Origin of the sequence: Pseudomonas sp. Mn2068, from assembly GCF_049319725.1 — a bacterium.
GTDB lineage: Bacteria > Pseudomonadota > Gammaproteobacteria > Pseudomonadales > Pseudomonadaceae > Aquipseudomonas > Aquipseudomonas gingeri.
In genome coordinates this window covers 46950-65778 of the sequence record NZ_JBMOUG010000009.1, presented here as the reverse complement: position 1 = coordinate 65778, position 18829 = coordinate 46950, and the positions used below count along the sequence as shown (strand labels likewise).

At 62.7% G+C, this 18829-nt stretch carries 9 protein-coding genes; 7 read left to right on the top strand and 2 right to left on the bottom strand.

Going from position 1 to position 18829, the window contains the following annotated elements; all coding sequences use genetic code 11:
- Nucleotides 1-115: 115 nt before the first annotated feature.
- Nucleotides 116-1720 carry a hypothetical protein gene (locus tag ACL9RJ_RS20835; protein WP_244861829.1) on the top strand — a complete coding sequence of 535 codons (1605 nt, stop codon included), beginning with the start codon at nucleotides 116-118 and terminating at the stop codon, nucleotides 1718-1720.
- A 76-nt stretch (nucleotides 1721-1796) separates the two neighbouring features.
- On the opposite strand, the gene ACL9RJ_RS20830 is transcribed toward ACL9RJ_RS20835, so the two are convergent.
- The gene (locus tag ACL9RJ_RS20830; protein WP_042935227.1) at nucleotides 1797-4001 is read right to left on the bottom strand and encodes an autotransporter outer membrane beta-barrel domain-containing protein; all 2205 of its coding nucleotides are present in this window, start codon (nucleotides 3999-4001) and stop codon (nucleotides 1797-1799) included.
- Between the two features lie 393 nt (nucleotides 4002-4394).
- On the opposite strand from ACL9RJ_RS20830, the gene ACL9RJ_RS20825 reads away from it, so the two are divergent.
- The 3 genes from ACL9RJ_RS20825 (at nucleotide 4395) to ACL9RJ_RS20815 (ending at nucleotide 9027) form a co-directional block, all read left to right on the top strand.
- Nucleotides 4395-6299 carry a hypothetical protein gene (locus tag ACL9RJ_RS20825; RefSeq protein WP_052328568.1) on the top strand — a complete coding sequence of 635 codons (1905 nt, stop codon included), beginning with the start codon at nucleotides 4395-4397 and terminating at the stop codon, nucleotides 6297-6299.
- A gap of 388 nt (nucleotides 6300-6687) precedes the next feature.
- Nucleotides 6688-8268, top strand: a complete 1581-nt coding sequence (locus ACL9RJ_RS20820; protein WP_017125698.1) for a hypothetical protein — start codon at nucleotides 6688-6690, stop codon at nucleotides 8266-8268.
- A gap of 33 nt (nucleotides 8269-8301) precedes the next feature.
- The gene (locus ACL9RJ_RS20815; protein WP_177119581.1) at nucleotides 8302-9027 is read left to right on the top strand and encodes a hypothetical protein; all 726 of its coding nucleotides are present in this window, start codon (nucleotides 8302-8304) and stop codon (nucleotides 9025-9027) included.
- Between the two features lie 41 nt (nucleotides 9028-9068).
- Here ACL9RJ_RS20815 and ACL9RJ_RS20810 read toward each other — a convergent pair whose 3' ends face one another.
- Nucleotides 9069-9749, bottom strand: coding sequence for an alpha/beta fold hydrolase (locus tag ACL9RJ_RS20810; RefSeq protein ID WP_017125696.1), 681 nt, complete (start codon nucleotides 9747-9749; stop codon nucleotides 9069-9071).
- 170 nt (nucleotides 9750-9919) lie between these two features.
- Here ACL9RJ_RS20810 and ACL9RJ_RS20805 point away from each other — a divergent pair, with 170 nt between their 5' ends.
- The 3 genes from ACL9RJ_RS20805 (at nucleotide 9920) to ccoO (ending at nucleotide 18827) form a co-directional block, all read left to right on the top strand.
- On the top strand, nucleotides 9920-16615 hold the full coding sequence (locus tag ACL9RJ_RS20805; RefSeq protein WP_422765616.1) for a hypothetical protein: 6696 nt from the start codon (nucleotides 9920-9922) through the stop codon (nucleotides 16613-16615).
- A gap of 168 nt (nucleotides 16616-16783) precedes the next feature.
- A complete protein-coding gene (ccoN, locus tag ACL9RJ_RS20800; RefSeq protein ID WP_103032483.1) occupies nucleotides 16784-18208 on the top strand; it encodes a cytochrome-c oxidase, cbb3-type subunit I in 1425 nt (474 codons plus the stop codon).
- Between the two features lie 10 nt (nucleotides 18209-18218).
- Nucleotides 18219-18827, top strand: a complete 609-nt coding sequence (gene ccoO, locus ACL9RJ_RS20795; protein WP_103032484.1) for a cytochrome-c oxidase, cbb3-type subunit II — start codon at nucleotides 18219-18221, stop codon at nucleotides 18825-18827.
- The last annotated feature ends 2 nt before the right edge of the window (nucleotides 18828-18829 follow it).

The following is an 18829-nucleotide window of genomic DNA, read 5'->3' as shown; positions in this document are numbered from 1 at the left end:
AGTCACCGTGTGGGACAACGTCGACCCTGCGGAAACCTGCCAACTGATTTGGAACGGGGTCCTGGCAGGGTCGCCTGTCTCTCTGGAGAATTATCAAACAGGGGATCTGCTGACCTTGTCATTGCCTGTGGAGCTGCTATCCGGCGAAGGAGAGAACAAACTCCAATACAAGGCATATGACACTATCAGCCAGGAGTCCGTCGACTCTGATACCGCCCCCATTATCATCGACCGCACCCCACCCGGCGGCACCCTCCTCGCCGCCCCGATCCTCCCGGAGCAGGCCCTGGACGGCCTGACCAACAGCGAGCTGATCGAGCTTGGCAACCGGCTCACCGCCACCGTTCCCGGCTACTTCGAGATGAAATGGGGCGATGTCATCCAGAGCTACTGGGGTGAACAGTCCGGCCCCGCGTACACGGTACAGCCCGATGAACCCGGGACCGACAAAGTGCAGATCACCGTCGAGCGCGGCTTCCTCGAACAACTGGGCAACGGCGACTTCCCCGTCAGCTACAGCGTGCGCGACCGGGCCGGCAATACCTCGGTACGTTCGCAGCCGGTCACCCTCAAGCTGCAGTTGCAGCAACTGCCGGCCAACCTGCCGGCCCCGGTTGCCTTGCAGATCGAGGACGGCCAGGTGCACGATGTACACGCCCGCATCGGCGTGAAAATCGCCGTGCCCCGCTACGAGCATGTCGCCATTGGCGACGAGATCCGGGTGTTCTGGAACGGCGAGCAAGCCTCCGGCCGGCGTGTCGTCAGTGCCCATGAGCTGGAAAAACCCCTGCTGCTGAACGTGATGGTGCGCTACCTGGCCATCTCCCGCCATGGCGACGGTCCGGCCAAGGTGCACTACCAGGTGTGCCGCAATGGCGAGGTCTTCACGTCCCCGGACCTGGAACTCGAGGTTTTTTTGCAATTACCCGGGCCCCAGGACCCGACGCCGCAGACGGTGGTCAACGAAGCACTGGCCGCACCGGTGATCAAGGGCAAGAACCCCAACGCCCGGACGCTGGACAACTACCTCGACGAGGACCACGCACAGCTGTCGGCCGACGCTGTCATCGCCTGGCGCGACGCCTTCCGGGCCGGTGACCGGATCAATCTGTTCTGGGGCAAGTCGACGCAGCCGCTGGTACGCCCGATTACCCAGCAGGATGTCGACAGCGGTTGCTACCTGGTCATCAATGTCCCGAACAGCCTGATTACCGAACAGGGCTGCGGAGTGGACATCTGCGTACAGTACACCGTGACCCGCGAGGGCAACCCGAACACCTCCTATTCGCCCAAGCAGTCGGTGGCCGTGATCTTCCAGATGCAACTGCCGGGTGGTTCGGCGGGGTTGCTGGAACCGGTGTTCAGGGGGGCCAACGTGCTCAACGTGGTCGACCCGCGCCGGGACCCGGAGGGCACCGTGGTGCATGTGACGCCGTATCGCAACATGAAGGCCGGCGACCGCATCGTCCTGCAGTTCTTCGGCTTCGATGCCCTGACGGGGGGCAGCGAGATCGTTGAAGCGCAGTTCACCGCCGAGCGGCTGGTGACCGACCACGAGATCCGCCACGGCGTTCGCTTCCGGGTGCCGCTGGCACGCCTGATGGCCGTCGAGCACGGGCGTGGCCGGGCGCGCTACGAGGTCATCAGCGAGCTGGGGCGGATCACTTCGTTGCCGGCCGACGTCTATATCTCATCGCGTGCAACCGTGACGGTGCGCTGATCCCCAGCCATAAAAAAACCCTCGACGAAGGATCGTCGAGGGTTCTGCAGAACGCCGGGGCAGTGCTGCCCGGCCATCAGAAACCGTAGCGCATACCGATATTCACACCCCAGGGCTGCTCGATGTGCTCGCCCTTCATGTAGTCGAAGTTCGCATGCAGTTGCAGGTTCTTCGACAAGGCCGCCGAGACCCCGACGCCCAGTTCGGCACGGGTCCCGAACAGGTTGTTGTCAAAGGACACATCGTTGACCTTCACCGTATTGCCCCTGCGGGAGAACTCATGGACCATCGCCGCGCGCAGATAAGGCTGCAACAGGCCGCCATCGCTGAGTTCCAGGTTGCGTCCCAGCGTCGCGCCCGCCTTGCCGAGCACGGACAGCGTATGGTCGTTCTTCGCCCGCAGGCCATTGTCCAGGGTATAGCTGTCACCCTTGACGTTGACCGTGGACAGCTGGGCGTAGGGTTCGACAAACATCGAGTCCTGCAACCTGATGTGCTTGCCGAACTCCAGTGAACCGCCATAGGCAAAGTTGTCATAGCTGCCCTTGGCCTTGACGCCATTGGTCATCGGGACATCCGCCTTGTTGCGAAAGCGGTTCAGCTTGGCCACCGCATCCAGGTAGTAGCCCTCTTCCGTCAACCAGGTGCCGTAGGCCCCGACATAGCCGCTGTCGACCTTGCCGGCAGTACCGCGGCTCAGGCTCAGGTCGGACTCGCTATGACCGGCCATGACCCCGACCAACAGTTGCCCATTGCCCACCGGTACGGGCAGGTCGACCCCGAGCGACAGGCCTTTCTGGCGTTGCTTGTAGGCAAACCCGGCGTCCGCGCTGACGTTGTACTGGTTGCCATAACCGCGAATCCAGCCACCGCCCTCGCCACTGGTACGTATCTCGCCCATCCGATTGCGCAAGGTCGCCAGTTCGCCATACCAGACGGTCGGCCCAACACTGAACAGGCCCAGCGCTGCCTGGGTCGAGGGGCTGATGGTCTTGCCGGCGCCAACGATAAACCAGTCATCCCCCTGCTTTTCCAGCTGATAGGAATAGACGCCGATATCGACACTGCCGCCGACTACGTCGAACACGGCATTGCCACCTTCGGTATGCACCACATGCAGCGGGGTGATCTCGGGGGAGTTGGGCTCCAGGCCGGTGTTCTGGATATTCAGCAGGAAGTCGCCATGGGCCTCGCCATTGATGTCCAGCAGATCGCCCGTGTTGTCCAACAGGTTGACATGCATATTGAACATCCCGGTCCCGGACAACTCGCCCAGGGACAGGGTGTAGAACTGCTCGGCCGAGCCCAGAGTCACACTGCCGCCGCCCATGGATAACGACTTGACCTCGGCATCGCCGACCATCGTCCAGTTCGCTCCACTGTTGATGGCCACGCTATTGGTGTTGATCAGGTTACCGGTGAGCTGGGCATTGTTTTGCAGGGTGACATCCAGGCTGCTGGTGTCGTCGGCGACCAGATCGCCGGTGAGCGTGCTGTTATCGACGTTGAAAGTGACTTCGCTGGCCCCCGTGACATCCAGCAAATTGCCGTCGCCAGCCAGCAAGGTGGAGCCGTTCTGAATGGAAATATCCGCCTTGGAACCAGTCACCACTCGGATGGCGGGGCCCGTCAGGCCTTCTAGCGTCGAATTATCGAGCACGACCGAAGACCTTATATCGATTGGCGGAACACCGGGCCCCGAGGTATCACCGATAATACTCAGGCCAACCGACTCTCCCCGCCCGACACTGCCATTGGTCATCCGCAACGTGCTGCCGGCAAGACGAATAGCCTCTCCGTCGTCCGCGCCATCGGCGGCGGCAGTCACTATGGAATGGTTCAGCGTCAGGTTGCCAAGCGGCGAAACGATCGCACCGATTCCCATCCCGAATACACTGCTGTCTTGCAGGGTGGCGGTGGAACTCATACGCCCGTCAGCAGTATTGGTGGTGCCGACCTGAAGCCCTCGACCTGTGGTGTTGCTGATCGTTCCCCTGACGACAGATGCCGTACCGTAGGACAAACTCAGTACCCCATTTACCGTCCCGTTATCGATGTAGACATATCCGCCCTCGCTGACGATTACCTGATTGGTCACTGCGCCGTCGAATATTTGCAATGTTCCCTTATAGAGCACGCTCCACGAATCCACCGGGCTGGAAGCGTCCAGTGTTTCGGTCCGGTTGGTCACCGTTCCGCTGATGCCACTCCCGCCATCGATCTGTTGCGCGTGCGCCTGAAAACTCAATGCAGCGCCACAGGACAAACCCACGACGCTCAATCCGGCCTTACGAATAAAGCCTTCTTTTTTTTGGCCCCGGTACCGCATACATCTCTCCCGCGTGAATTATTGAATGATTCATTCTGCGAGGGATGACTTTTGACTCACACTAAACATGTCCCAATAAAATCCAAGCAACCTCTCCAAACAACAGAGGCAATTTCCTACAGAACATTCACAATATAAAATACAAAAATATTTCCTCAAAAAGCATTGACATAAAAACCCAAACCCGATTACTTCCAAAACAGATAGAGCCCATATACCGCTTTATCTCTGAAGCCAGCGCAACATAACTAAGTGATCGAAGCTTAATTGAAAGTCGAGATCACGTAGACGAACTCGCTCGCATCCGAAAATCACCAAAAAATATTTAAACAAAGGAAATCCAACGTGTGCAATTCAAAAACTCATATTATCTTGAATCGCGAAAGCTATATTCGAACCGACCGTGCGAACTATCCGGTACCCGATGTGCCTCTGGCCTTTACCGATGGACTATTGCCAGTCACCGCTTTGAACGCACCATTGGAAGTCACCTTCGCCCTGCCGGACGATGCCGAACTTTACTATTCCTACCGACTGCTCTGGGAAGGTGAATATCTGCCGGATGATTCCTGGACATCCGTGACACAAGAAGACCTGGACAATCCAACAAGGCACTTGCGCCGGCAAATCCCCCAGGAATACCTGGTGGAAAAAAATGACCCCTCCAATCCAACTGACAAAAAGTACCGGCTGGCATATAAATTCCTCAACACGGTCAACAATGAGGAAACTCCATCCAATGATTACCTGCTGGAAATCGACCAGACCGCACCCGGTCTACCCAACCACGGCCCCATGGTCTTTCCACGGGAAGTCGAAGGTGGCCTGACCTCTGCCGAACTGACCGCTCTGGGTGACAAACTGGACGTGCTGGTCACCAGCTATAGCACCATGGCCAATGGCGACATCATCCAGACTTGGTGGGGAGATATCGAAGGTCCATCGGTCCCTGTCAACCTCAATGATGTGGAACGCGAAGAAGTCACCCTGTCCTTCAGCCGGACATTCCTGGAGCAGGTCGAGACGCAGATAGGCAGTAACGAAGCCGAAGTCACCTACCTCATCACCGACCGCGCACTGAATATTTCCCCGCGTTCGGTCCCTAACTACATCAGGCTGCTGCTGGCCGATGTCCCGGACGACCTGCCGGCTCCCGTAGTGGAACAGGCGGATGACGGCATTATCGATTATCAGGATGCGAAAACAGGCGTTACCGTAGGTATTCCCCGCTATGACGGAGCCGCACCAGGTGATCGGATCAGACTTTTCTGGGGCGATGACAACCCTCTGCCGGAGCTGGAGCTGCGCCCGGGCGACGAAAACAACGACCCGGTTCTGCAGCCCGTACTCCAGTTCGATGTGATCAACCTCACTCCGGAAGGTCAGGTCAATGTCAAATACGAGGTCCGTCGCCAAGGCGAACTGAAGGGGACTTCCCTGGTCAAGGAAGTCGAGGTGTTCCTGACCTTACCAGTGCCGGAGGAAAACCTGCGGGCCCTGACCATCCAGGGCACCAGTGGCAGTCCCAACCTCGAAGATAATGTCATCGATCCGGATGACTACGAGCTCGATGCCCGCGCCATTTTCCGCTGGGTGACAGGTCTGCGCGCCGGTGACTTCATCAACCTCGCCTGGGGAGAACAGGAAGTACCGCAGTGGTATGAAATCAAACAGTCCGACTTTGATGCCGGAGTGGATTTCACCCTCCCGATCCTCAACCAGATTCTCAAGAATCAGGGGACCGGAGCGGCCATCCCGGTAGGCTACACCGTGACCCGTACCAGTAACCCCAATCCAACTGTTGCCCCCGTACAGAATGTCGTGGTTCGCTCCAGAAACGAACAACCCGGTGGCGAACTCGGCCTGCCGGAACCACGCTTCACCCGTACCACACCGGGAGGCGGCGTCGTGGGGCCTATCGAAAACCCGGATGGTACACCGCTACGGGTCGATCCTTACGACAATATCAAGATCGGACATACTGTTTACATGACCTTCGACGGATACGACAGAAACAATAATCCGATTCTGGGGGCCCATCACACCGATCAACGCGAATTAGACCAGTGGGATATCGTCAACGGTTATGACTTCCAGATACCAGACGCCAAGTTGCGGGAACTTTGCGTGGGTCGAGCGGAGGCTACTTTCCGAGTCGAGCCAAAGCCGGAGCACAACCAAGAACCAGCCACTTCCCGTGTGGCCCATGTCAGGGTCGACATGAGCCGACCTGGATTCGGTTGTTCCTAAGTCCAGAGCAGCAAATGGCTGTAACCCATTAGCTTCCTGCTCAAAAAAAATACGCCCACTGATAACCCCCAAAAAAACATGGCAGGGTTCTTCGACCCTGCCATTAACCCGACTTCAATAAACTTCACTAAAGAGCGATCACATGGAAAACTCATTTGAAAAAAGACAATGGAACACTGATGAGCCCGCCCTGGAAAAACCCAGGGTTGAATCGGCCCTTGATGACGGCGAAGGTCTCTTGCCCATTGCCGTCCTGAATGCTCCCGTTCCCGTCACTTTCCCTGTATGGAACAATCCCGGCACAAACGAAACCTATCAATTACTCTGGAACAACAATCCAGTAGGGAGCCCAAAACCTATTACCGAGGGCGACATCCCCGGAGATCTATTGACACTCGATATCCCAGTCGAACTACTGAGAGAAGGCAAGTATCAACTGGGGTATCAAGTACGCAATATCGATAACAACAGCACGACCCCGTCTTTTCCTACCTCGATTGAAATCGACACCACCGCCCCCGGCCATCCCACAACCCTCGGCCCTCTCGATTTCCCGCCACAGGTCAACGACGGCCTCACCTCGGAAGAGCTGACGCAACTGGGCGATGTGCTGCCGGGCACCGTCCACGGCTATAGCGGTTTCGCCATCGGTGACAGGATCCGCACCTTCTGGGGCGATACCGAAGGGCCTGGCGGCAGGGTCGAAGAGGGTGACATAGAGCCCCGGGAGGTGATCATCGAGTTTTCCCGCGCCTTTCTCGAGTCACTGGGCGATTTCAACGGACCGGTGCTCTACACCGTCACGGATCGGGCCGGCAACCGCTCACAGGAATCGACCGCCACAAACGTTCTCCTGCTGCTCAATGAACCGGTGCTCGACCTGCCCGCGCCAATCATCGATGGCTATGTCGAGCCGATCAGTCACGAACAGGCCCAGGCCGGTATCGAAGTCTGGATCCCCACTTCGGACCTGGTGGAAGACGGCGATCAGATTCTCCTGCACTGGGGCAGCGTGGCTCTGGGTCCCTTCGACCCGGCAACCATCGGCCAGCCGATCATCCTGCGTATCGACGTGGCCTTCGAAACCATCGAACAGGCCGGCGACGGTGACATCCGCCTGGGCTATGAGGTCAGCCGCAACGGTCATGTCGTCGGTTACTCGTTGCCGCTGGATATCGTCGTCAGGGCCAGGCTGCCGGTGCCCGGCGACATGGCGCGACCGATCATTCGCGGCGCCTCGCCCGAGGCCGTGGACAACCTGATCGACGAGAACGACTTCGAACGGGACGCGAGCGCCATCATCGCCTGGAACCCCGCGTTCGTCGAAGGGCAGCTCATCCAGTTGACCTGGGGCGGCCAGGCGATGTTCGAACCGCCCTATCGCATCACCGCAGGCGATATCAGCGCCGCCCGCGACCTGAACCTGGCGGTGCCCAACAACCGTTTCCGCCCGGTGGGCACCGGCACTGATATACGCGTGCAGTACACCATCACCCAGGCCGGCAATCCGAATACTTCCAGGTCGCCGGAACAAGGCATCATCGTCCGCTCCCGGGATGAACTGCCCGGTGGTCCGAACGGACCGGAAGCCCCGGTCTTCACCGACCTGAACGAGCATGGTGCGATCAATACGATCAACGGCCAGGACGGCGCACCGGTCCATATCGCCCCGTATCTGAACATCAGGCCAGGCGATGTCATCCATTTTCTTTACGAAGGCTTCGACCAACTGGTGGGCGGCAATCCGAAAAACCAGTGGCCATACACGTCCGCTCCACTGACCGAGGAACAGGTTCGCGATGGCTACGACCTGAAGGTGCCGCGCGCGGTGCTGGACAGCAATTGCTATGGCCATGCCGAGGCCACGTTCAGCGTGGAAAGCCTCACCGGCATCGGTCGTTCAAAGCGGCGCAGCGCCTATGTGGATATGCGTGTGTCCGGCAGGTGCCCCGAGGCACGCGGGCAGTGACCACCTGTCTTTTCTCTTTCTGGAGCCTTCATCATGTCTGAATACATCAGCCCAAAAAACCTGGATCAACCGGTGATCCTCAGCGTCAATCCCGCCGGAGTCGGTGCCATTGACGTAGCCGACCCGGAAAAACCCCTGCCCGTGCTGGTGGGGCCGTTGGACCTCAAGCCCCTGGATCATATCGACCTGTACTGGGGGGCAATCGCGGACCCCGTCAGCAGCTACGATCACCCGAGGGACGCGCCACCGATCAATGACTTCGTCACCCTGGCGGTGGATACCGGAAACATCGAGTCGGCCAGGGATCCGGTGCCGGTTCGCTATCGCTTCACCCCGTTTCCCGGCAGTACCTCGCAGGACTCCGACATCACCCACATCCGCGTCAAGCTGGAAGCCCCCGGCGGCATCGATATCGATCCGGCCACGCCCTACGAGAACGAAGCCCTGCGCCCGCCCCGGGTGCAGCCGCCAGCAGTGATCGTCGACCCGCAGGGTGTGCGGGTGATCGTCACGCCCTACGAGCAGATGAGCGAAGGCGATCGGATCCGGGTCAGTTGGGCCGAATCGACGGTCGACCACCCGCCGCTGACAGCGGCGGAAGCCGGCACGGAGGTGGTTATCCCGATTCCGCCGCAGATCATCGAGGCCGTCGGCGACTCAAGCAAGCTGCCGGTGCGCTACGAGGTCCATGACGTGGTCGGCAACTGGTCGAAACGCTCGCCCGCCACCGAGGTCGTGGTCAGCATCGGTTCGCGCTGAGCCCAACCGCGCCGGTTGCCGCAGGCAGGGCAACCGGCGCTTCAGCCGGCATGTCGGCCAATGAATTCAGCGATCTGCCGCGCCGCTGTGTCCAGGTGCTGCGCATGGCTGAAGCCACTGGCCTTCAATGGCTTGAGATCGTGATCGGCAGCTTGCAGCCAGCTCAGTTCGATCCGGGCCGACAGCGCATAGTCCGATACCGCCTGGCGATTGCCCAGGGCGTCGCGTTCACCCTGGACGATCAGCGTCGCTGTCGCGAGCCCGGCCAGGTGCGCCACCCGTGGCTTCTCCGGCTTGCCCGCGGCATAGAACGGGTAGCCCAGGCACACCAGTCCTTGCGCGCCAAGGTCGTCGGCCACCAGGCTGGCCATGCGCCCGCCCATGGACTTGCCGCCGATGAACAACGGCCCGCCGACCTGCTGCCGGACCTGCTCGTACACCTCGCGCCAGCACTCCAGCAACCGGGCCTGCGGGTTGGGCGGACGCTTGCCGCCATCCAGGCGTCGCTGGGCCATGTAGGGAAACTCGAAACGCAGCACGTCGATGCCCTCTGCCGCCAGGCGCGCGGCCATGGCGTTCATGAACTCACTGTCCATCGGCGCGCCGGCACCGTGGGCGAGGATCAGCGTGGCCCGCGGGCCTTCGTCCCCGGCGGCGTTGTACAGATAGGCGGGATTGGCCGGCCAGGGTGCCTGGGACCGGGTTGCTTGCTGCGTCGACATAAGACCTCTCACTTCACCACCCGCACCGACAGCGGGCCTCTAGATATGTAACGCATCGCTGCGCCGCTTTTCCTGAAAATGAATGCACCTTACCTGCCTGCACAGACACTGCAAGGCCGGCGCTGCCGACACGGGATGCTTCCCGCGGTCATTTCCAGACGAGTATTGCCATGCCCCAAGACGCCCTTACCCACGCCGAACCACCCGCCCCCAGCCCCCTGCAAGGCGATCGTGCCATCGCTCACGGGCCCGGGAAAGCCACCTCCCCCCCCCTCGGCCGCGCCTTCGCCAGCCTCGAGGAAGCCGCCCGGCATGCCCACGCCCAGGCCGCGCTCAAAGGCCCGGAGCGACAGTCGTCGCTGCTCCTGAAGCATCCACAGAAGGACGAATTCACGGCGACACCACCACAGCCCGGCACGCAGGCCTATCTCGACCCGCAAGCCGTCTTCGGACACGACGCCGGGGGCGTACTGCAACTGCCCGAAGGTTTTGTCCTGGTCGGCCTGTATGGCCAGGCCGAGGCCACTCACGAGCAACTGCCACCCCGGGAAAGCGGCGTCTACGAAAACTTCTTCAGCCCCCACGACCTGTTCGCCGGACTCCATCAGGCCCGCCGCTCGCGGCCATCGATACCAGGAGCGCAACCGCTGCCGCTGTTCTACGGCACGCCTGACGGCGCCCTGCTGGCCTATCACGCCGACGATAGCGACCTGGCGTTGGCCCTGTTGCCCGAAGGCGCGGACTGGTCGTCCCGGGCCAGGCACTATCAGGAACAACTGGCGAGCGGCGTACTGCCCCCCAGCCAGTTCGTGCGGACCCTCGCCGCCGCCGGGAAACTGCGGGTGATCGAGACCAGCCGCCTGTGGAACCCTGCCGGCGAGGTGAACCCGATCACCTGGACACCGTTCGCCGATGCCGTGCTCCCGGAACTGGGCCCGATCTTCCTCAGCGCGGACGACGCCGCCCGCCATGCCCAGCAGATCATCCAGGGCGGCACCGACAAGGAACTCGGCGGGCTGATCTTCCAGCGCGAGGACGGCAGCTTTGTCGCCACGCTGCCCACCAGCGGCAGTGGCAGCCGGTTCGACAGCGAGAGCCTGTATCCCGTCACGGAAACCGGTATCGCCGACTTCCCGCCAGGGCACAGGCTGCATGCGCTGTATCGCGCCAATATCAGTTTGTCGGCCATCCGGGAACAGACCAGCGGCGCCGTGGACAACCGGGCGACCGGCACCGAACAGGAGCGCCGCCTCAGGCTGAAAAGCATCACCCCCGAGGAAGTGCTCGCCACCCTCCTTCCCCGTCGCCAGGGGATAAGAGCGTTTTATGTGCTGATGACCGACTTGAACATCATCAAGTACATGCCCAGCGGCTCGGCCGAGGAAGATGCCCTGATCCCGCGCCTGCTGCCCGGAAAGGACCTCGGCGATCTCGATCGGCTGGCACCGGCCGATTTCATCAAGGCCCTGGCAAAGGCCGGCGGGCTCCATATCGTGCGCGGCGATAGCTACTGGGGCCCGCCGGGCAAGGTGCCCGACGACTGGGCCCCCTACCCGCCAGCCACAATATCGGCCCCGACCCTGCCGGCCTTCGGGCCGGTGTTCGACACGGCGGATGCCGCCGCCCTGCATGCCAATCAGCGTATCAGCGGCCAGTACCGGGAACGGCGCATCGGCTTTATCGTCACCGACAGCCACGACCGCTACGTGGCGAGCGAGCCGGCCGGCGCCACAGAACCGCTGTTCGCCGCCAACCCGTTGCTGCGTGCCGGGCCTGACGGCTCCCTGGCCGCACTGCCCGGTTATCGCCTGGCCGGTCTTTACTACAGCGCCGAACTGTATCCGGAGCGCCTGCCCTGCAAGGACGTCTGGATGTACCGGAACTTCTTCCTGCCCGATGAGTTGCTGGCGGCGCTCAGCCTGATCGAAGGTTATCGCCCGACACCCGCCACGCCCCACATCCCGCTGTACCTGAGCACCCGCGATGGCGCACAGTTGAAATACCTCTCGCGTGATATCAGCTTCGACAAGGCCTTGCTCGCCGGTTCGAGCAACCTCGCCAGTTACGGTGAACGGCTGGTCCAGGGCGTTCTCGATCCGCTGGACTTCATCCATGCGCTGGCCGAGATCGGTGAACTGAGCGTGCTGCACCCCAGCGAACTGTGGGGCCCGCCCGCTCGCCTGACCGGCGCATGGCGAGCCTATCAAGGGCAACGGCGACGAACGCTGGGGCCGATCTTCGCCAGCGCCGACGACGCCGCCCGCCACGCCCATGGGCAGATCGCCCGCCGCTACGACAAGGTCTATGGCGGGGTGATCCTGAAACGTCCGGACGGCCAGTTCGTGGCCTCCACGCCGCGGGTCTCGCCCACCGAAATCTTCGATCACACCCTGGTGTTCCCGACCCTCAATGGTTTTCCCCTTGAAGGCCACACCATTGTCGGCACCTACAATTCACGCCTGGGCACGCTGGACTTCCCCCTGCCGGAGAGCGAAGCCCGGCTCTACCTGAACCTGTTCCCGACCTGGGACATCTACCGGGCCATCAAGGACCGCTCGATCCCGTTGCATTATTTCTCCTGCCAGGACGGCTCGCTGATCCGCTACAACAGCAAGCATTCGCCAGATGAAGTCGATGTGTTCAATGCCCTGGCGCCTTCATCGGCAAGTCCGCTGAACCTGATGGAAAACCCGACGGAGCAGTGTTTCAAGAGTGGCAGGGACGAGGACAGGGGAGCGGTACTGGCCTTCGCCCGCGACCTGGTCAAGGCCGGGGAACTGCGGGTGCTGGTCAGCGGCCGCGAAGTCTGGACGACGGCTGGCAAGGTCCTGGCCCTGCGCGACAGCGCCGACGGACTGCTGGTCGACACCGACCAGGGTGCCATCGCCACCTCCGCGCCCGCGTTCAGCCCGGTGTTCATGACACCGCTGGATGCCGTGCGCCATGGGCTTGCGCAGATCGGCCAGAGAGGCGGGCGCCGCTTCGGTTTCATTTTCCGCAAAACCGACAGGGAATATGTCGCCACCGAAGCCATCATCGATACCAGCGCGAACTTCGACAGGGCGCTCGTCCTGCCGCCGCAGATCGCCGTCCTCGCCCTGATTCCCGGCTATGTCATCGACGGCCTGTATGTCGCGACCGGCCATCAGGAGGCGCTGCCGGCGGACCCGGTCTACCCGCACTTCATCTCCGCGCGGGACTTCGCCCATGCCATCAAGACCGCTCGGGAAACCGCCATCGTGCCCGGCCACCAGGCCACCACCCACCTGTATCTGTCGACCGCCGACGGCGCCCTGTTGAGCTATACGGTGCCGCTGGTTCCGGATGCCGACGAAGTGATCCGCGGCAGCGTCTTCCACAACGACGGCATCGATACCCAGGGCCAGTTGGAGAACGGCTCGCTGACAGGCCGGGACTATGTCCGCCGCGTGGCGGCGAGCGGCAAGTTGAGCGTCCTGCAACCCGGCACGCTGTGGCGCCAGGGCGGCCCGGTCACGGCCACCTGGGAACCGGTCGATATCGCCACCACCACCGCGCAGCCCTATGCCCTCAGCCCGCTGTTCGCCCATGCGGACGATGCGGCGCTGCATACCCACGACAAGCTCGGCCGTGACCGCGGCGCGCTGCTGGTCGACGCGATCTACCGCACCTCCGCCCCCGAGGGCTACGTCACCCTGGAACCTTTCGTCGATGGCCAGGCGATCAAGGTCACCCGTACCCTGGCCGACCTGAAGACCCAGGTGCTGGAGAAGGAACGCCTGGAACTGACCCTGGGCAGGACACCGCTCGACAGCATCCACTATGCCAAGCCGCTGGCCCCTACCCGCTACCAGACCGGCGACAGCCCTCACGTCGACTTCTTCTCCGTCGAGGACATCTGCTTCGTCACCCAGACCCTGCTGGCCGACAACCTCTTTCTCAATGGCATCTACTATTCCAGCCAGGACGGCGCCCTGTTCAAGTACGAGCCCAGGGCCTCGCACGCACAGGGCGAACTGTGCGCACCGGTAGATGCCGACAGCATCCGCAGCCTCACCCCGCCACAGTTCCGCCTGGTGAACGCGGTCGCCGCCGCCGGCAAGCTGAGTGTGCTGCACACCAGCCAGCTGTGGCCCACCCCGGGCCCGATCGATCCCACCTGGACACCGGCATGGACGCTCAGCGAGCGCCGCCCACGGGCCACGCGGGCGCTGATCCCGCCGCTGATCAACAGTTTCAATCTCGGCGGCGTCGGTGCCACCGACGTGATCGACCCGCTGCGGCCCCTGCCCGTGGTGATCGCGCCGTTGGACCTGAAGCCCAGGGACCGCGTCGACCTGTACTGGGGCAGCCATCCCGACCCCGTCGCCAGCCATACCCAGGATAGCGAACCCGGCGCCACTCACCTCACCCTGCGGGTCGATACGCGCTGGATCATGAGCGGCGAGGTGACGGTGCGCTATGTCCTCACGCCGTTCCCCGGCGGTGCGCCGGAAACCGCCGAGACCAGCCTGCGGGTCAAGCTGGACGTGCCCGGCGACCCCGACACCCAGTCGGCGACACCGACCCTCAACGACAAGCTGGAACTGCCCGTGGTGATACCTCCCGGGGTGATCGAGGATCCGGAAGGCGTCAGCGTGGTCATCAAGCGCTATGCGAACATGGCCGCCGGTGATGTGATCGTGGTGTCGTGGCATGGTCGCCTGGTGCAACACCCGCCGCTGAGCGCGCCGAGCGATGAAGTGGTGGTGCCGATCGATCCGCGGATCATCCGCGAGGCCGGCAACTCCGACGCGATCCTCGTGCGCTACGAGATCCGCGATGTGGTCAACAACTGGTCGCGCTGGTCACGCCCGGCCCTGGTCGAAGTCGGTATCGGCGATCCGTCCCTGCCCGCCCCGGTGGTGCCACGGGCCCAGGGCATGCAGCTGGACCTCGACCTGCTCAATGGCGCCGACGTGCAGACCCTGGTGCTGCGCTACGACGGGATGAACAGCGCGCAGAACCTGCGCCTGCTGGTGGAACGGGAAACCGCCCTCGGCGTATCGCTGCCGGCGTACACCGCCACCCTGCCCGGCCATGACAGCGATCCCTTCGTGTCCTTCGATGTACCCAACGAGCAGTTCCCGCTGATCATCCAGGGCCAGGCTCGCTTCTACTATTATGTCGAGGCGCCCGAGCAGCCCGTGCGCCGCTCCAAGAGCCTGCCGCTGAAGATCATCGGCCAGGCGCTGATACTCAAGCCGCCACGGGTGCCCGTGGCCGAAGCCAACGGCAATGTGCTCGACCCGGCGGCCACCGGGGTGATCGCGCGGGTGGAGCCCTACTCGCTGATCGCCGTGGGCCAGGCCGTGACGCTGGTCTGGATCGGCACGACCGCCAGCGGCATGGAAGTGCGCCATGAACAGACCCTGCCGGTGGTCGACACCGGCAGGGACATCGACTTCAGCATCCCGGACGACAAGGTCGGCGTGCTGGCCGGCGGCTCGGTGGTGGTGCGTTATGACGTCAAGACCGAAGCCCCCGATCCCCTGGTTTCGCAACCCTTGCTGCTGCCGGTCAGCGCCCTGCCGCTGGATCTGCCACGCCCCGCCGTGGTGGAAGCCCATGACACCGTGCTGTTCCCGCTGCAGGCGCTGGATGGCGCGACGATCCGCGTCACTTATGCCATGGAAACCGGCGACAGCATCCAGGCCTACTGGCGCGGCACGCCCGGCAGCGGCACACCGGTGATCGACGCCAAACCCGGCAGCAGTTCCGGCAGCGTCGACTTCAGCGTCCCCGCCGGGGCCGTCAGCGCCAATATCGGCAAGCGCGTGGAAGTCGGCTACAACGTCACCCGCCGGGGCATCGCGGCACCGTCGAAAATCCTGCCGCTGGACATACTGCCCATCGCCCACGAAGACCTGCATCCGCCCTTCGTCCGCGAGGCGCCGGACAATCTCCTGCTGGACCTCAACACCTTTGCCGGCGACGCCCATATCGAAGTCAGGAAATGGCCGCATATCCAGGTCGGCCAGCGGATCTGGCTGAGGATCGAGGGCACCCTGGTCAGCGGCAGGCCGTTCACCCTGGCGCTGTGGAACGGAGAGGAAGTCAGCACGATCTCGGATGTCATCGAAGGCCTGCTCTCGCGCACCCACCTCGATCAGTTGCGTGACCTGAGCGGCCTGACCTTCACCTTCAAGGTAACCTTCGACGGCAGCAGCGATGAAGCCGGCGCCCTGACGTTCCCGCGGCTGTCGTTGACGGTCAGGGCCCGCAAGCGGGTGCCGGAACTGGTCTTCGATACCCGGCCGGTCAACCTGTCCGGGAAAATCTACCTGATCCCCTGCCATCCGCAGGTGCTGCCGGAGTTCGGCCCGGGCACGACCCTCCAGCGCGCGGCGGGCGGTGGCGTGCCCAGTTATCACTACAGCAGCGATAACCGCAACATCGCCGTGGTCGACAGCAATGGCCGGGTCACCGTGCGCGGCAACGGCAAGACCTTTATCCGTGTCAGCGACAGCGCCGGGCAGCGCAAAAGCTACGAGGTCACCGTCAGCGGCGTGGTGCAGTGCTACAACCTCGGCAAGGGCAGCAGCGCCGACACCCTGCGCAAGGCCCAGGCACAAGGGCTGAGCGTGCCGTCGCTGGAAGAGCTGATCAGCATCCGCTCGGCCTACGGCAAGCGTTGGCCGCTGCAATCGCCGCTGATACCGAAAACCTGGTCCTCGACCACGAAAACCCCGTTGGGGCTGGTGTATGCGGTACTGGACATGACCCTGGAGGTCATCGAGCCCGAGCGCCCCTATATCAAGATCAGCCCGGGCCTGAGCCTGATCTACGAGGCCAACGGCCTGGGGATCGGCCCCGTGCTGCTCGCCGCCTGCACGCCACGCGCCTGACCCCTGCGCCGGTGGCCCCGGGGCCACCGGCAACTCCCGCCCCATTGACCCCCGTCAATACCACCCGCTGGCTATTTGCCCATGCTTGGCTGGCTTTTAGTCTGCCTATAACTCCAGATCCCGCGAATGCAACAGCGCCGGCCGGGTCTGAACCGTGGATGGGGAACCATGAACACTTCAATCAGTACCGCCTACAACTACAGGGTGGTCCGCCAATTCGCCATTATGACGGTGGTGTGGGGCATCGTCGGGATGGGGCTCGGGGTCTTCCTCGCCGCCCAATTGGTCTGGCCCGAACTCAACTTCAACCTGCCGTGGACCAGCTTCGGCCGTCTGCGCCCGCTGCATACCAACGCGGTGATCTTCGCCTTCGGCGGTTGCGCGCTGTTCGCCAGTTCCTACTACTCGGTGCAACGCACCTGCCAGACCCAGCTGTTTTCGCCGAAGGTGGCCGCGTTCACCTTCTGGGGCTGGCAGCTGGTCATCCTGCTCGCGGCAATCAGCCTGCCACTGGGCTACACCAGCTCCAAGGAATACGCCGAGCTGGAATGGCCGATCGACATCCTGATCACCATCGTCTGGGTGGCCTACGCCTACGTGTTCTTCGGCACCGTGATGAAGCGCACCACCAAGCACATCTATGTGGGCAACTGGTTCTTCGGGGCGTTCATCATCACCGTGGCGATCCTGCATATCGTCAACAACCTGGAAATCCCGGTCAGCCTGACCAAGTCCTACTCGGTCTACGCCGGGGCCACCGACGCCATGGTCCAATGGTGGTACGGGCACAACGCGGTGGGCTTCTTCCTGACCGCCGGTTTCCTCGGGATGATGTACTACTTCGTACCCAAGCAGGCCGAACGCCCGGTGTATTCCTATCGCCTGTCCATCGTCCACTTCTGGGCGCTGATCACCCTGTACATCTGGGCCGGCCCGCACCACCTGCACTACACCGCGCTGCCGGACTGGGCGCAGTCGCTGGGCATGGTGATGTCGCTGATCCTCCTGGCCCCGAGCTGGGGCGGCATGATCAACGGCATGATGACCCTCTCGGGCGCCTGGCATAAGTTGCGCAGCGACCCGATCCTGCGCTTCCTGGTGGTGTCCCTGGCGTTCTACGGCATGTCGACCTTCGAAGGGCCGATGATGGCGATCAAGACCGTCAACGCCCTCTCCCACTACACCGACTGGACCATCGGCCACGTGCATGCCGGCGCCCTCGGTTGGGTGGCGATGATCTCCATCGGCGCGCTGTACCACATGATCCCGAAAGTCTTCGGCCGCACGCAGATGCACAGCCTCGGCCTGATCAACGCGCACTTCTGGCTCGCGACCATCGGCACCGTGCTCTACATCGCCTCGATGTGGGTCAACGGCATCGCCCAGGGCCTGATGTGGCGCGCGGTCAACGAGGACGGCACGCTGACCTACTCCTTCGTCGAAACCCTGGTGGCCAGCCATCCCGGCTTCGTCGTGCGGCTGATCGGCGGGGCGATCTTCCTCAGCGGCATGCTGCTGATGGCCTACAACACCTGGCGCACCGTGCGCGGCGCAGAGCCAGCCACCGTCACCGCCGCCGCGCAGACGGCCTGAGGAGTTCGCCATGAAACACGAAGTGATTGAAAAGAACGTCGGCCTGTTGATGCTGCTGATGGTCTTCGCCGTCAGCATCGGCGGCCTGACCCAGATCGTCCCGCTGTTCTTCCAGGACGTCACCAACAAGCCGGTGGAAGGCATGAAGCCCTACACCGCGCTGCAACTGGAAGGTCGCGATATCTACATCCGCGAAGGCTGCGTCGGTTGCCACTCGCAGATGATCCGGCCGTTCCGCGCCGAGACCGAACGCTACGGACACTACTCGGTGGCCGGCGAAAGCGTCTGGGACCATCCGTTCCTGTGGGGTTCCAAGCGCACCGGGCCGGACCTGGCACGGGTCGGCGGCCGCTACTCGGAAGACTGGCACCGCGCGCACCTGTACAACCCGCGCAACGTGGTCCCGGAGTCGAAGATGCCGGCCTACCCCTGGCTGGTGGCCAACGCCCTGGACAGCAGCCACACCGAAACCAAGCTGCGGGCCATGCGTACCCTCGGCGTGCCCTACACCGACGACGACATCAGCGGCGCGGTCGCCAGCCTCAAGGGCAAGACCGAGATGGACGCGCTGGTCGCCTACCTGCAAGTGCTCGGCACTGCGATCAAGAGCAAGAGGTGAGC